Raw genomic sequence first — 14,698 nt, forward strand, 5'->3', positions numbered from 1 at the left:
CGCTGCAAATGTACGAAGTTTGAAAATGGTATGCAGAAAAAATCTTTTACAAAAAAAACGTCCTTAAATAAGGACGTTTGCATTCTTAGTTGTTTTTATTTATAAACACTCTCTTTTTTAAAGTGAAGTGTCAGAAGATAATACACAACAACTCTGTATTTATTCTTGTTCGATTTCCCGTATTTCTCTAATACTGAGTCTATGGCTTCATCTAGAGCAGGGCTGTCTGCTAATCCCAGTTTTTTAATCAGGAAATTATTTTTTACAGTTTCCAGTTCAGATTTTTGTGATCCTGCAACTGTAGACGCATCCTGATTATAGATTGATGGACCACATCCAATTGTTACTTTTGTTAATAAATCCATGTCTGGAGTTACTCCACATTTTTCTTTTAAATCGTCAGCGTACTTTTTAATTAACTCTTCTCTTGCACTCATAAAATTTTAATATATCGGTTAGTATTCTTTTGAAATACCAAATTTAAAATATTAAGTTGTAAAAACAATAATTTTTAACAATATTTAACTTACAAATTAAATTAACTCTTTAAAGTATTGTTTTAGTATAACATCATTTTCAAAAGTAGGTGTAAATACCTCTAATATCGCTGGTGCATTGCTTTCATTTAATAATGAAGCAAGATTTTTTTGCAGAGAATCGTCACCGGATGCATTAAAATAGTTAAACTGATACATTTTAGCCAGGTGTTCTGCTGTCAGGTGATGAGAAGTTTCAAAATAAGTATTGAAAACCGGTTTTTCTTCATGTCCCGGTAAAATCCTGAAAATACCTCCTCCTCCATTATTAATCAAAATAATTTTAAAATCTTTTGGAACATAAGAGTTCCACAAAGCATTGCTGTCATACAAAAAACTAATGTCACCGGTAATAAAAACATTTTGTTTTCCGCTTCCAACTGCTGCTCCGATTGCCGTAGATGTACTACCATCAATTCCGCTCGTACCTCTGTTGCAAAAAACTTCAATAGAATTATCGATATCTATCAATTGTGCGTATCGAATTGCCGAACTGTTACTAATCTGGAGCTGGCTGTTTTTTGGCAAAGCTTCAATTACTTTTTCAAAAACCTTAAAATCAGAAAACGGAATTTTCTCAAGATATTCTTTTCTTCTTATTTTTCTTAAATCGTAAATAGCTTTTGTTTTAAAAAAATAATCGCTTTCAACATTTGCCGTCTTTAAAAACAAATCTTTGAAGAAATCATTTGGCTTCATTACAAAATGTTGTGTTAAGGCAGAAAAAGTATCGTATGCGCGCAAAGTGTCGATATGCCAGTGATGTTTAGGCTTATACTTTCGCAAAAAAGCTTTAATTCTTTTAGAAACAATCATGCCGCCAAAAGTGACTAAAATTTCAGGTTGAAAATCCTTAAAATCAACATCTTCAAACGGTGTAATTAAAGTATCAATACTACCTATAAAATTAGGATTATGTAAGTTTGAAGTGGTTTCTGTAAGCACAACAACTGACGGATCGTTTGCCAGTTTTTCGATTATTTCTTCATCAATTGAATTGGCTTCATTGACACCAACCATGATTAATTTTCGTGTAGAAGAATTCCAGACCGAAACAAATTCTTCACTGTTTTCTATAGATCTTGTTTCGAAAAAAGGCTCTAAAACTGTAATTTTTGAATTTACAGAAAGCGTTTCAACTGTTTCATACAAAGGTTCTTCAAAAGGAGCATTTATGTGAACCGGGCCTTTTTTTAGGATCGCGGTTTCAATTGCTTTATTGATTTTTAAATCATTTTCTACAGAAGCGTCTTCTGTTAAGTTGGCATTAAAAACAGAATGGTTTTCATATACATTTTGCTGGCGAATGGTTTGACCGTCGCCTATATCAATCTTGTTCTGAGGGCGATCCGCAGAAATAACAATTAGTGGAATCTGACTATAAAATGCCTCTGCAACTGCAGGATAATAATTTAATAAAGCCGATCCGGAAGTGCAGACAATTGCGGTTGGCTGTTTGGTCTGCTGGGCAATTCCTAAGGCAAAAAATGCTGCACATCGCTCATCGGCAATGCTGTAACATTTAAAATTAGGATTTTGTGCAAATCCAATTGTCAAAGGTGCGTTTCTTGATCCGGGAGAAATAATGATATTGGTAATTCCTTTTGCTAAACAAATTTCTATAATGCTTTGTGCAAGCGGTATTTTGGGGTAAATCATTCTAATGAAGTATTATTTTTTTTAAAAGAAAATGCGAAATTTTCTATCTCACAAAGTTACAAACTTCGAAGTTTATTTAACTTATAAAAGCTGATATATTAAGTCAAATTTTAGAAAAATGAGGATATATTTGTAAAACATAATTTTTGTACAAAATAAGTGCGCATGCGATTTATATATTTCTTTTTTCTTTTACTAACCTTTTCAAATGTTAACTCACAGAATCAATTTGTTTCAGATGATGTATCATATAAAACCGGGTTAGAAGCAGCCAAAGCACAAAACAAACCACTTTTTGTGATGCTTTTTGCCGATTGGTGCCCGCATTGTAATCAAATGAAGAAAGATGTTTTTAGTGATCCTTCTGTGATTGATTTTTTGAGAAAAAATTATGTATGCATCTTTAAAAACATAGAAAAAGAAGAAGGAAAAACCCTTAAGGAGAAATACAATACTAAATCACTGCCGACATTTTTATTTTTGGATTCTGAAGAAACACTTCTGTATGTCTTGAAGGGTGAAATGACCAAAACAGATTTTATGACTGAAGCCGGTTATGCATTAAAACCTACTATGCAATTGCCTTATTTAGAAAAAGAATTTTTGTCTGACCCCGGAAACTCTGCAAAATTCTTTGCTTACCTTAACACTTTAAAAAAAGGAAAAGACAGAACCGATCTTTCTCATGTAACGCATCTTTATCTAAATACGCAATCTGATACGCAATTATTGAGTGAAACTAACTGGCGTGCTATTGCAAATGGCGTAACCGACATTAATTCCAGAGAATTTCAATTTGTTTTAAAACATCAGAAAGAGTTTGCTGCTGTGGCTTCGCAAAATCGTATTGACCGAAAAATTGAAAGCATCGTCAATGAATTATTGCGGCCGCTTGTTGATAATTTAGACACTGTAAATTACTATAAACAAAGAGAAATTGCAAAATCTATCCGTTTGCAAAAAACAGATTCTCTGGTTTTTAAATTTGATCTGACTTTGGCTGAGAGAACAGAAAAATGGCAGTTTTATAAAAAAGTAACTATAGAAGACACTCAAAAACTGGTTTGGAATGATGCGAGTTTTTTAAAAGATATTGGTCAGACTTATTTAAAACATATTAAGGATACTGAAAGCTTAAAAAAATCAATTTCATGGGTAAAACATTCCCTGGAGTTAAATGATTCTTATGATGGAAATTTACTTGTCGCAAGGCTTTACAAGAAAATAAATGACAAAAAATCTGCTTTGAAATATACGAAAGATGCTATAGCGATCGGAAAACAAATGACCTGGAATACGAAAGATGCCGATGCTTTATTAACTGAATTAAATACTAAATAATATCATAAACACTTATTCAGGAATTATTTGATTTTTTAAAAAAATTCATGAATTTGTACTAAAAAATAAAAAACATGAATCTAATACTTAGACCGGCAACTACAAACGATCTGCAAAAAATATTGGAAATTGTAAATCATTCGATTTTGCACACTACTGCCAATTATAGTTATGATGTTCAGACTTTGGAGGTTCAGACAAAATGGTTTGAAGACAAAAAAGCCAAAAACTTACCCATTGTGGTAGCTGAATTAGAGGGTGACGTTGTGGGTTTTGGAAGCTACGGTCAGTTTCGTGAAAAAATTGGTTATCAATATACTGTCGAGCATTCTGTTTATGTGGTCGATCATGTTATCGGAAAAGGGATTGGATCTAAGCTGCTGGCAGAATTAATTCGCCTGGCAAAAGAACAGGGCTACCATGTCATGATTGGTGCAATCGACGCTGACAATGCCGGAAGTATCGCTTTTCATGAAAAATTTGGTTTTGTTGCAACGGGAACAATTCGTGAGGTAGGTTATAAATTTAATCATTGGCTTGATCTCGTTTTTATGCAGCTTATTTTGAAATAATTTTTTTTTACTTCAAAAAATAAAGTTTTACGTAAAGTAACTAAGGTTTTTATTCCTGATAAAAAGCATAAATAAAACCTTTGCCCCTATGCAGCTTTGCCCCCTTTGAACCTTAAAAAAAAAGGCACAAATTTGAATTTCAAATTTGTGCCTTTTTTTGATTAGAAAATTATAATTAGCTTTTTATCCAATTAATAACTTCGGGATCTGTTGGTAAAGTTTTTGGCTTGATTACTTTTACCAGTTCGCCTTTTTCGTTGATCAGGTATTTTTGAAAATTCCATTCAACTTCAGAGTCCTGTAAACCATTTTTAGATTTTTGAGTCAGGAATTTATAAACTTCACACATGTCATCGCCTTTTACCGAAACTTTGTCCATCATTGGAAAAGTAACTCCGTAGTTTTGCTGGCAAAAAGCACCAATTTCTTCATTTGTACCCGGTTCTTGTGAAGCAAAATTGTTTGCAGGAAAACCTACAATCACAAAACCTTTATCCTTATATTCTTTGTAAATAGCTTCAAGATCTTTGTATTGCGGTGTTAATCCGCATTTTGATGCTGTATTTACAATCATTACTTTTTTACCTTTCAAAGAAGCAAAATCAAAAGGATTTCCAGATAAATCTTCTACTTTGTATTGGTATATAGTTTCTTTTGCCATAACCTTGTCCGTTTTAGGAGTTTTTGTTTTATTGGTTTGTGCCTGATTTTGGCAGCTAAATAAAAATAGTACGCCGTAAGCCAGAAATAATATTTTTTTCATCGTTTTAATTTTTTATAAATTTAATCAAAAACATTTTTGCAAAAAGCTTTTAGAGGGCTTTATTTTATTAAACATAAGTTAAATAAAAAAACGAAGCCTAACGTTAATCAGACGTTAGGCTTCTCCCCATACAAACAAATCAAACCATGAAATTTGAACTTTACAAGCAATTGCTGCTTTTGGACTTTAGGGAGTTCCGGATGCAAAATATTCTGGCATTTTGCGGACTCGTTTTTTTATTTTAATTCGTCTCAGGCAATTATAACTAAACCAATTAACTGAAACGGTGACTTTTATTAATTCCATTCAACTGAAATTTATTTATCAATAAAATCAGGCACCATCGGAGTATATATTATCTTCTAACCAATTCATTTCGTTGTGCATGTATGTGGTAACTATCTCAAAAATTATTTTGTTAACGGATAAGAAACCTTTAATCGGTGCCGGATTTTAAGAAGTCAATAGTTCAACCGCTTAGCCATAAGAGCGAACTGTACAGCTTCTTTATGTTTTTTTTCTTTATTATAGCTGATGCCCCGGTTATGATGAAAATTGTTATAATGTTCAACCATTATATCTTGATAATTTTATATCGGTGTTTACAATAATAAATTTAAGATTCGGTAAAACGATAAAAACTAATTTTCGGTTGGAAGTCCGAAGGCATCAACTTTTTAAACTTATGAACTTTTTAATTCGTAAATTAATTGGTTGATTAAGCTGTTTTTCATTTTTGATTTCCTTCGGCATAACAGCGACTCAACTACATATTTATTAAGATTTAGTTACTTTACATTTTGTATTTAAATCAAATTCTATAAAATCTTAAAACTAGCTATACTTTCAAGCTTTTCTTCTACAGAAATTTTAATCTGCTTTGATTCTGTTTGCTCATGCCTTTTCTGAAAATCATTTTTATTAAAATTTATTAATGCCAAAACATTTGTCAGTGCTACGATTAATATTTTTAAAACATTTATTTTCTGCATGATTTTTCTTGTTTTTTCGAATTGTCTTCTTTTTTTATCAAACCTCACAAATACGATTCATTTCTATCAGCTAAAAAATTTTGTAAGAGTTTATAATCACATTGCTATTAACTTTTTTAAGATTAATATTATAATAGCATTTACGTAAAAGGTTTCCTTTTGGTTTTAAAAAAAGCAAAAAAAAATATATTTTTTTTAAATCTCTTATTTTACTAAGGCTAAGACTATTAAAAAAAAATGTTTTTAATACAAAAAATCAATTATCTTTATCTCTAACTAATAAAATATGCTATAAAAAAATTTTTGTTTAAGCTTAAAAAAACCAATCTATGAGTCAAGAAGAATTATTAGAATTAATTAACAAAAAGGACGAAAGAGCTTTTACACATTTGTACGATATGTACTCTAAAAGTCTATTTTCAGTCATAAATGTTTTAATCAAAAACCGGGAAGAAGCCGAAGATGTCCTGCAGGAAGTTTTTGTCAAAATCTGGAAAAATATCGACTCTTATAATGAAAGTAAAGGTCGATTTTATACGTGGATCCTTAACATAGCAAGGAATACGTCAATTGACAAGCTGAGATCGAAAAATTTTAATAATAGCCAAAAAAACCTTAACTCAGATAATTTCGTAAATCTGTTAGATGACAGTAATAAATTAATGAACAGAATTGATTCTATTGGTATACAGGAATTTGTAAAAAAACTGAAGCCAAAATGTATTGAGATCATCGATTTATTATTTTTCAAAGGATATACCCAACAAGAAGCTTCAGAAGAATTGGCAATGCCACTGGGAACTATCAAAACACAAAACAGAAATTGTATTAATGATTTACGTAATTACTTAAAAATATAATGGAAGCACAAGAATATATAGAATCAGGAATTCTGGAGTTATACGTTTACGGTTTATTAACCGAAAAAGAGAATCTGGAAATAGCTGAACTGGCAAAAAATAATCCTGAGGTAGATCAGGAAATTATCTCAATTGAAAAAGCTATTGTGGCTTTGTCATCGAGTTTCTCTCCTTTTCACTCTGTGGCGAATTTCGAAAAGATAAAGGCCCGTCTGGAGCTTAAACATGGCAAGGTTGTCGAAATGAAACCAGCTTCAAACTGGTCTCAATATGTTGGCTGGGCAGCTGCAGTTCTGTTCCTTTTAGGACTTGGTTACCAGACTTTGGAATTAACTAAAACAAAAGATGCAATTTCTACTGTTGGTACAGAGAAAAATAAGATAGAGAGAGAATTTGCATATCTAAATCAGCAAAACAAAGAAGCCGAAAAAAGTTTAGCGATTGTAAGAGATATTAAAAACACAGGCGTTACACTTGGCGGTCAGGCAGTTTCTCCGACATCATTTGCAAAAGTGTACTGGAATAAAGAAACTAAAACTACTTATATTGATGCTGCAGGTTTACCAAAACCTCCAAAAGGAATGGTTTACCAGGTTTGGGCATTAAAATTAAGTCCGGTATTGACACCTACAAGTATTGGTTTATTAAGCGATTTTGAAGGAAATTCTAAAAAAATATTTGCTGTTGACCGTACTAACGAAGCTGAAGCTTTTGGAATTACTCTCGAGCCGGCCGGTGGAAGTTTAACTCCGACTATGACACAATTATATACTTTAGGAAAAGTATAAAGGAAAGTCTAAAATTAAGGGCTGCATAAAACATCAGGCGTATATTAATTTTAATATGCGCTTTTTTATTATTTTTATAATACACCAATCATCAACATCACACTATGAACGGAATTTTACTTCTGAGAATCGCTGTAGCTCTAATCCTTCTTACTCATTCTGTTTTCGGAATGTTTAATAATGGTATAAATGATTTTGGCAATTTGTATTTGAATCAAATTGGGTTTGCTCCTTTTGGAGTTTTTCTGGCATGGTCAATAAAAATTTCCCATGTTGTGGCAGCACTATTGTTGCTTTTTAATACATATATCAAGCCTGCAGGATTCGTGACTATATTCATACTTGTAATGGGAATAATCCTGGTTCATTTTCAGGAAGGATGGTTTGTTGTTGGCGGGGGAAGAAATGGTGTTGAATATAATTTTTTATTGATTATAGTTCTATTAGTTATAATGTATCCGAATGGATTTAAGAAAATACAGCCACATTAATACAATTTAAAAGTATATTTCAAAGAAAAAAGGTTCAACTTTAGCTGAACCTTTTTTCTTTGAATTAATTTTTATTTTTTGCTTTTATAATGTTTGCGGTAACTAGGATATGTTATAGCGCCGATAATGGCAATTGCGCCTAAAGAGTAATAAATCCAGTTTAGAGAATGTGCTTCCCCGCTTGCGTATGAATGCAGCCCCACCAAGTGGAAATTTACTCCATAATAGGTAAATAAAATCGAAATAAAAGCAAACATACTCATTAGGTTAAAGAACCATTTTCCGCGCAATGCAGGAACAAATCTGGCGTGAATTACAAATCCGTAAACCATAATAGAGATTAATGCCCAGGTTTCTTTTGGATCCCATCCCCAGTAACGTCCCCAGCTTTCGTTTGCCCATTGTCCACCCAAAAAGTTTCCAATTGTAAGCATAATCAAACCAATAGTCAATGCCATTTCGTTGATATAAGTGATTTCCTTGACATGTAAACTCATTTTGGCCTTGTTCTTACCATTAGTAAAGAAAATCAAGATCAAAGCCACAAAACCTAAAATCATTCCCAGTGCAAACGGGCCATAACTTGCAACAATTACTGCAACGTGAATCATTAACCAGTAAGAATTAAGGACAGGCTGTAAATTGGCAATTTCCGGATCAATCCAGTTCATGTATGCCGCCATCAAAATCATAGCCGTTACAAATGCAGATGACGCTACAGTAAGTTTTGATTTTCTGTCAAAAGCCAAACCAAAGAACATGGTAGCCCATGCCACATAAACAATAGATTCATAGGCATTACTCCATGGCGCGTGACCAGAAATATACCAACGTGCCACTAATCCTAAAGTGTGCAATGCAAATAGAAGCCCGATAATAACGTGAAAAACATTTACGGTAATACGAAGCCATTTTTTTTCAAAAAAGATATTTACAATCGTAAAAATTAGCATCAAAATAGAAGCGGTGATATACCAATATGGCAATACCTTAAAAACATCATATTTATTGTATGCAATTTCAGCATCAATTTTATCTTCGCTTGGACGAACTTTACTTCCAAATTTCTTTTGAAAACCATTGATACTTTCGACCAGATTATCAGCAGTGCTAAAATCTTTCGAAATAGAACCATTGTTTAATGCACTAAAGTATAAAGGCAAAATTTGTTTTACATAAGTAGAATCCATTCCCTTAAATCCTGCATTTTCGCGCTCTAAAAACGAAACCCATTTATTATTCGGATCATTTGGGATCGGGAATATTTTTAGAATGCTTCCACTCAAAGCAGATTCCATTAAATTAACTTTTTTATCTGTTTCTATAAAATCTTTCTCAAACTGATTTGGATTTGCTGCCTTGTAAGCTTCATCCAAATAAGGAGATAATTTATAGTTTCCATTTTCATCAAAAAACTTAACAAATGGGGCAAATTTTGCTTCTTTGTCAATTCCGATAATTTTTCTGATACTGTCATTTCCTGATTTAATATAAATAATAGGAATCTGAATCCATACCTGAGCATATTGTGTCATGGACAAGAAAACTTGATCAGAATTCATTCCGTTATACTTATCACTGTGGCTTACTTTTCGAAGTAATTCAGAAGAAAACGTATTAATAGGTTTCATTCTTCCTCCTGCATCCTGTATAATCAGGCGTCCAAACTTTGCAGCATGTGCTTCCGGCGCTTTATAAATTGTCAATAACGAATCTAATTGTTTCTGACTTGGCGGTGCGGTGACATGATTAGCGTGATCGTTTGGATCTGTAGTATGATTGTGTTCGTGATCGTGAGAGTGAACATGTGGTGTTTGCTGAGCAAAACTGTTTAGACTCAACAATAAAACAAGAATTGTAATTAGTTTTTCTTTTTTCTTTGTCACATTGTTTAATTTGCGTTTTAAATCGGCAAAACGAGAATGTTTTGTAAACATAATCGCCATTAAACCAAAAAACAACATAAAATATCCTAAGTAAGTGATAGAAGTTCCCCAGAAATCATGGTTTACAGATAAAACTGTACCTTTTTCGTCCGGATCAAATGAAGATTGAAAGAAACGGTATCCTTTATGATCCAAAACGTGATTCATATAGATATCTGCATCAAAAGTTTCTGTAGAATCCTGAACGGTTACTTTACTTTCAAAAGCAGAATAACTTTTTTCTGTTCCGGGATATTTTGTAGCGATAAAGTCATTCAGTTTTATTTTAAAAGGCAAAACATATGCTTTACTTCCGTAGAATAGTGAATATTCGATATTACCGATCTTAACCGTTTTTGGTTCACCAATACTTCCTTTAGATCCCAAAAGTGTTACTTCTTTTTCCTGGCCTTCTGCCTTTACTTTTACAATTAAGGCATCTGTATGGCTTTTAGCTTTATAATCATTGTTAGATTCATACGCTACAACTCCTCTCATAGCGGGGTCAGGGAACACAATTCTTATGTCTCCAATGCTATAAAGTGAACGCATCATCAAAGGCTGTACATCATCTTTGGTAACTTTACCTTCAAATTTATCGGCCATTCTCATAAAATTTCCTTCAAATGGCGTCTGAATCGTGTATTTCTCTCCGGTTGTATTGATGTTTATAGCACCGTCTGTAGGTTTGTTAAGAGCAAATAAAACGTTGTGAATATTCTGAACTTCTCCTTCTTTCAGAAAATGTTCTTCACGTCCGCCGGCACCTGCCTCAACCAGCTTAAGGTATAAAGTCCCTTTTGGATCTGGTTTTACCACCTCTTTGGCTCCCATAAGATAGTTTTGATAAGTTACTTCAAAAGGAGTTTCATCAAATTTACCTGAGATCCTAAAATCATTATTTGTAACTGGTGATAACAAAAGACTTTTCTCAAAAACCCTGCGTTTCATTTCACCTTTATATTCCCCGTCAACAAAAACGGTTAAAAATGTTTTATCAGAATATATTTGATTTTCAGCAGCGCCTTCACGGATTGGCATCATGCCTTCATAACTGATATATCGTGTTATCCCCGCTCCTACAAGAATAAAAATAAAGGAAATGTGTAATAAAAGAGTTGCCCATTTTTCCTTTTTTAGTAATTGGTAACGTTTAATATTTCCGATAAAATTGATCACAAAAAAGACCATTATCGCTTCGAACCACCAGGTATTGTATATTAGAATTCGGGCCGTATCGGTATTGTATTTACTTTCTATAAAAGTTCCGATACCCATTGCTAATGCAAATGTTAAAAAAAGAACGGCCATTAATCTTGTAGAAAACAAAAAAGAGAATATTTTTTTATCCATTTTTGAGGAATTACATTGTATAAAAGTGCCACAAAAGTACTTAAAAATGTTGAGTTGCAATATTTATGATTTGTTAATAAAAACCAAAAAGATAACCTACAATTTTTCTGAATTTCTTAAAAATGACAGTCTTTATTATCTTTATAACAAATTAGAATAATTTCTATTAAAAATATTTTTATTAGATTTGTGTAATCGATTACAAATCATTGTAAAAGATAAAACTAACTAAAACCAACATGCCGAAAATGAAACTAAAATCAATTTATTGGTTATCCATAACTTTTTCTTTTTTGATAACCGGTTGTTCTAAAAATGTTATCGCAAATACCTCAGGACCTGTCAATACATACAAAAATGTAGCATTTTCTATGCAAAAGGTTAATGAACCACATATCCCTAATAATACAGTTTCAATTAAGGATTTTGGTGCTGTAAATGGCGGTTATGTCTTAAATACAAAAGCTTTTGCAGATGCCATAGAGGCTGTATCAAAAAAAGGCGGCGGAAAAGTAATTATCCCACCCGGAATCTGGCTTACGGGACCTATTATTCTAAAAAGCAATATAGAATTGCATGCAGAAACCGGTGCTTTAATAAAATTTTCTACAGACAAAAAATTATATCCGATTATAGAAACCAGTTTTGAAGGACTGAATACATGGCGATGTATTTCTCCTATATATGGCAAAAACCTAGAGAATGTTGCCTTTACAGGAAAAGGTGTCTGGGACGGATCAGGAGAAGCCTGGAGACAGGTAAAGAAGAGTAAATTAACAGAAGATCAATGGAAGAAATTTATTGCTTCGGGTGGTGTTTTAAACGATAAAAAAGACAGCTGGTATCCGTCTGAGCAATATTTAAAAGGTGCTAAAGGTGCAGATCAGAATGTTCGCCCGGACTTAAAAACCAAGGAAGAGTTTGAAGCTATTCATGATTTTCTCCGTCCGGTGTTGGTGAGTATTCAAAATAGTAAAAGAGTGCTTTTTGACGGGCCTGTTTTTCAAAATTCTCCTGCATGGTGCCTGCACCCGCTGATGGTTGAGGATTTGATTATTAGAAATATTACGGTTCGAAATCCGTGGTTTTCTCAAAATGGTGATGGTCTTGATGTGGAGTCCTGCAAAAATGTGATAGTAGAAAATTCAAGCTTTGATGTTGGCGATGATGCAATTTGCATTAAATCCGGAAAAGACAAAGATGGCCGTGACAGAGGAATTCCGTGCGAAAATATCATTATTAAAAACAATATCGTTTATCACGGACACGGTGGCGTAACGGTAGGAAGTGAAATGTCCGGAGGGGTAAAAAACCTGCATGTTTCAAACTGTACTTTTATGGGAACTGATGTAGGATTGCGTTTTAAAAGCACCCGAGGGCGTGGCGGAATTGTTGAAAATGTTTTTATTTCGGATATTTTTATGGTCGATATTCCATCTCAGGCAATTTCTTTTGATCTTTATTATGGAGGAAAATCAATTGCTGAAACTTTGGCCGAAGGCGGAAATAAAATCACAACCAAAATTGTTCCCGTAACGGAAGAAACGCCTCAGTTTAAAAATATATCAATAAAAAACATTACGATAAATGGTGCTTACCAAGCTGTTTTTCTGCAGGGTCTGCCCGAAATGAATCTTGAAAATATAGAAATCTCAAATCTGATTGTGAAGGCTCAAAATGGTTTTTCTATAATTGATGCCGACAAAATCAAATTAAATAATATAAAACTGGATATTGAAAAACCAACGGTATTCGAAATATATAACGGAAAAAATATTTCTTTTGAAAATGTAGAGTTTAATTCAACATCATCAAAAGCCATAACAATTGACGGGCCGGCAAGCCAAAACATTGATTTTTCGTCTGCTAAAAACTTAGATTTATCTCATAAAACTGTTTTGGGACAAACTGTTCCTAAAGATGCCGTGAAATTTTAAATCCTAAAAATAAAATAATCTGCTGTTTAACTTTATCAAACAGCAGATTTATGTATAATTTTCTAATCAGCACAAAAAGACAAAGCAATCAAAAGCAATTAACTTTAAAAAAAATAATGCTAATTTTGCGGTATGATTCGAATAACGTTAATTGGTTCCGGAAATGTTGCGCAGCACTTAATTAAGGCTTTCACTAAAAGTGGACTTATAGAAATTGCGCAGGTTTTTTCGAGAAATAAAGAAACGCTGGCACATCTTCTCGATTCAGACAAAATCATAACCGATTTTTCGGCATTAATCCCAACTGACTTATGTATTATTGCTGTTTCGGATAATGCTATTTCAGAAGTTTCAAAACAATTGCCTTTTCAAAACCAATTAGTTGTGCATACATCCGGAGCTGCACCACTGGATGTTTTAGATTCCAAAAACAGAAAAGGTGTCTTTTATCCTTTACAGACATTTTCTAAAAACAAGGAAGTAGATTTTTCTGAAATTCCGTTTTGTCTGGAAGCAGAAAATCATACCGATTTTGCCGTTTTGGAAATGGTTGCCAAAAGTATTTCGAATGCTGTTTTTTCAATTACTTCAGAGCAGCGAAAAGCACTGCATGTTTCGGCTGTTTTTGTAAACAATTTTACAAACCATTTATATCAGCTCGGACAGCAGATTTGCGAAGAACATCAGGTTCCGTTTGAAATTTTAAAACCGCTGATTCAGGAAACTTCCGAAAAAATAAAATCATTAAATCCCGCGGAAGCCCAGACCGGACCGGCAAAGCGCAATGATTCTGATACAATTGACGGGCATTTGAAATATCTTACCAATGAAAATCAAAAAAACATCTATAAAATATTAACCCAATCTATACAAAATAATGGCAAAGAGTTATAAAGAAATAATGAACGATATCAACACCTTTATTTTTGATGTTGATGGCGTATTGACAGACAGTTCTGTTTTTGTAACCAATGAAGGAGAAATTCTTCGTACGATGAATATTCGTGACGGTTATGCAATGAAAGCGGCTGTAGAAAGCGGCTACAATGTCTGCATTATTTCTGGCGGAAGCAATGAAGGAGTTCGTGTACGTTTGCGCAATTTAGGAATTACCGACATACATTTAGGAACTCCTGATAAAGTTAAAACTTTTAAGGAATACACTGATATTTATAATGTAAAACCTGAGAATGTATTGTATATGGGTGATGATATTCCTGATTATCACGTGATGAAATTAGTAGGATTGCCTACCTGCCCACAAGATGCCAGCCCGGAAATTAAGAATATCTGCAGGTACATATCTCACGTAAAAGGCGGACGGGGTGCGGCGCGTGATGTGATAGAACAAGTTATGAAAGTGCAGGGAAAATGGATGGAACATTTTAACGGAAAACACGATTAAATATTTTAGATTTTAGATCTTAGATTTTAGATTGTATGCTGTATAGAAACTTTGTCAAAGTTTAAAACTTTGACAA

At 33.1% G+C, this 14,698-nt stretch carries 13 protein-coding genes; 8 read left to right on the top strand and 5 right to left on the bottom strand.

The window, feature by feature from the left end; translation table 11 throughout:
- Positions 1–95: 95 nt before the first annotated feature.
- Together JOD96_RS15505 and menD are read right to left on the bottom strand one after the other, a co-directional pair.
- Entirely contained in the window at positions 96–437 is a 342-nt protein-coding gene (locus tag JOD96_RS15505; RefSeq protein ID WP_209565141.1) for a DUF2853 family protein, read from the bottom strand.
- 96 nt (positions 438–533) lie between these two features.
- On the bottom strand, positions 534–2,195 hold the full coding sequence (gene menD / locus JOD96_RS15510; RefSeq protein ID WP_209565142.1) for a 2-succinyl-5-enolpyruvyl-6-hydroxy-3-cyclohexene-1-carboxylic-acid synthase: 1,662 nt from the start codon (positions 2,193–2,195) through the stop codon (positions 534–536).
- A gap of 165 nt (positions 2,196–2,360) precedes the next feature.
- Here menD and JOD96_RS15515 point away from each other — a divergent pair, with 165 nt between their 5' ends.
- The gene (locus JOD96_RS15515) at positions 2,361–3,536 is read left to right on the top strand and encodes a thioredoxin family protein (protein ID WP_209565143.1); all 1,176 of its coding nucleotides are present in this window, start codon (positions 2,361–2,363) and stop codon (positions 3,534–3,536) included.
- Positions 3,537–3,610: 74 nt separating this feature from the next.
- Positions 3,611–4,108, top strand: coding sequence for a GNAT family N-acetyltransferase (locus JOD96_RS15520; protein WP_209565144.1), 498 nt, complete (start codon positions 3,611–3,613; stop codon positions 4,106–4,108).
- Between the two features lie 175 nt (positions 4,109–4,283).
- Here JOD96_RS15520 and JOD96_RS15525 read toward each other — a convergent pair whose 3' ends face one another.
- Both JOD96_RS15525 and JOD96_RS15530 read right to left on the bottom strand, forming a co-directional pair.
- Complete coding sequence (locus tag JOD96_RS15525) at positions 4,284–4,871, bottom strand: glutathione peroxidase (RefSeq protein WP_209565145.1); 588 nt, start codon at positions 4,869–4,871, stop codon at positions 4,284–4,286.
- An 818-nt stretch (positions 4,872–5,689) separates the two neighbouring features.
- Positions 5,690–5,863, bottom strand: a complete 174-nt coding sequence (locus JOD96_RS15530) for a hypothetical protein (protein WP_209565146.1) — start codon at positions 5,861–5,863, stop codon at positions 5,690–5,692.
- Positions 5,864–6,192: 329 nt separating this feature from the next.
- On the opposite strand from JOD96_RS15530, the gene JOD96_RS15535 reads away from it, so the two are divergent.
- The 3 genes from JOD96_RS15535 (at position 6,193) to JOD96_RS15545 (ending at position 8,002) form a co-directional block, all read left to right on the top strand.
- Positions 6,193–6,723 carry an RNA polymerase sigma factor gene (locus JOD96_RS15535; protein ID WP_209565147.1) on the top strand — a complete coding sequence of 177 codons (531 nt, stop codon included), beginning with the start codon at positions 6,193–6,195 and terminating at the stop codon, positions 6,721–6,723.
- Entirely contained in the window at positions 6,723–7,511 is a 789-nt protein-coding gene (locus tag JOD96_RS15540; RefSeq protein ID WP_209565148.1) for an anti-sigma factor domain-containing protein, read from the top strand. Before JOD96_RS15535 ends, JOD96_RS15540 begins: the two co-directional genes overlap by 1 nt.
- A gap of 104 nt (positions 7,512–7,615) precedes the next feature.
- Positions 7,616–8,002, top strand: a complete 387-nt coding sequence (locus tag JOD96_RS15545) for a DoxX family protein (RefSeq protein WP_209565149.1) — start codon at positions 7,616–7,618, stop codon at positions 8,000–8,002.
- A 71-nt stretch (positions 8,003–8,073) separates the two neighbouring features.
- Here JOD96_RS15545 and ccsA read toward each other — a convergent pair whose 3' ends face one another.
- Positions 8,074–11,280 (bottom strand): cytochrome c biogenesis protein CcsA, encoded by a 3,207-nt coding sequence (ccsA, locus tag JOD96_RS15550; protein WP_209565150.1) that lies wholly within the window; start codon positions 11,278–11,280, stop codon positions 8,074–8,076.
- Between the two features lie 248 nt (positions 11,281–11,528).
- On the opposite strand from ccsA, the gene JOD96_RS15555 reads away from it, so the two are divergent.
- From JOD96_RS15555 to JOD96_RS15565, 3 genes are all read left to right on the top strand, one after another.
- Positions 11,529–13,217 carry a glycoside hydrolase family 28 protein gene (locus JOD96_RS15555; protein ID WP_209565151.1) on the top strand — a complete coding sequence of 563 codons (1,689 nt, stop codon included), beginning with the start codon at positions 11,529–11,531 and terminating at the stop codon, positions 13,215–13,217.
- Positions 13,218–13,349: 132 nt separating this feature from the next.
- Positions 13,350–14,111 carry a Rossmann-like and DUF2520 domain-containing protein gene (locus JOD96_RS15560; protein ID WP_209565152.1) on the top strand — a complete coding sequence of 254 codons (762 nt, stop codon included), beginning with the start codon at positions 13,350–13,352 and terminating at the stop codon, positions 14,109–14,111.
- Positions 14,095–14,622, top strand: a complete 528-nt coding sequence (locus JOD96_RS15565; RefSeq protein ID WP_209565153.1) for a KdsC family phosphatase — start codon at positions 14,095–14,097, stop codon at positions 14,620–14,622. Before JOD96_RS15560 ends, JOD96_RS15565 begins: the two co-directional genes overlap by 17 nt.
- Positions 14,623–14,698 lie beyond the last annotated feature (76 nt).

Source organism: Flavobacterium sp. 1355 (assembly GCF_017833415.1).
GTDB lineage: Bacteria > Bacteroidota > Bacteroidia > Flavobacteriales > Flavobacteriaceae > Flavobacterium.

Bases quoted from the DNA above. Each gene is read 5' to 3' on its own strand.
- JOD96_RS15535 (WP_209565147.1), top strand. From the start codon at position 6,193: ATGAGTCAAGAAGAATTATTAGAATTAATTAACAAAAAGGACGAAAGA.
- JOD96_RS15505 (WP_209565141.1), bottom strand. From the start codon at position 437: ATGAGTGCAAGAGAAGAGTTAATTAAAAAGTACGCTGACGATTTAAAA.
- JOD96_RS15555 (WP_209565151.1), top strand. From the start codon at position 11,529: ATGAAACTAAAATCAATTTATTGGTTATCCATAACTTTTTCTTTTTTG.
- ccsA (WP_209565150.1), bottom strand. From the start codon at position 11,280: ATGGATAAAAAAATATTCTCTTTTTTGTTTTCTACAAGATTAATGGCC.
- JOD96_RS15530 (WP_209565146.1), bottom strand. From the start codon at position 5,863: ATGCAGAAAATAAATGTTTTAAAAATATTAATCGTAGCACTGACAAAT.
- menD (WP_209565142.1), bottom strand. From the start codon at position 2,195: ATGATTTACCCCAAAATACCGCTTGCACAAAGCATTATAGAAATTTGT.
- JOD96_RS15565 (WP_209565153.1), top strand. From the start codon at position 14,095: ATGGCAAAGAGTTATAAAGAAATAATGAACGATATCAACACCTTTATT.
- JOD96_RS15545 (WP_209565149.1), top strand. From the start codon at position 7,616: ATGAACGGAATTTTACTTCTGAGAATCGCTGTAGCTCTAATCCTTCTT.
- JOD96_RS15520 (WP_209565144.1), top strand. From the start codon at position 3,611: ATGAATCTAATACTTAGACCGGCAACTACAAACGATCTGCAAAAAATA.
- JOD96_RS15540 (WP_209565148.1), top strand. From the start codon at position 6,723: ATGGAAGCACAAGAATATATAGAATCAGGAATTCTGGAGTTATACGTT.
- JOD96_RS15515 (WP_209565143.1), top strand. From the start codon at position 2,361: ATGCGATTTATATATTTCTTTTTTCTTTTACTAACCTTTTCAAATGTT.
- JOD96_RS15525 (WP_209565145.1), bottom strand. From the start codon at position 4,871: ATGAAAAAAATATTATTTCTGGCTTACGGCGTACTATTTTTATTTAGC.
- JOD96_RS15560 (WP_209565152.1), top strand. From the start codon at position 13,350: ATGATTCGAATAACGTTAATTGGTTCCGGAAATGTTGCGCAGCACTTA.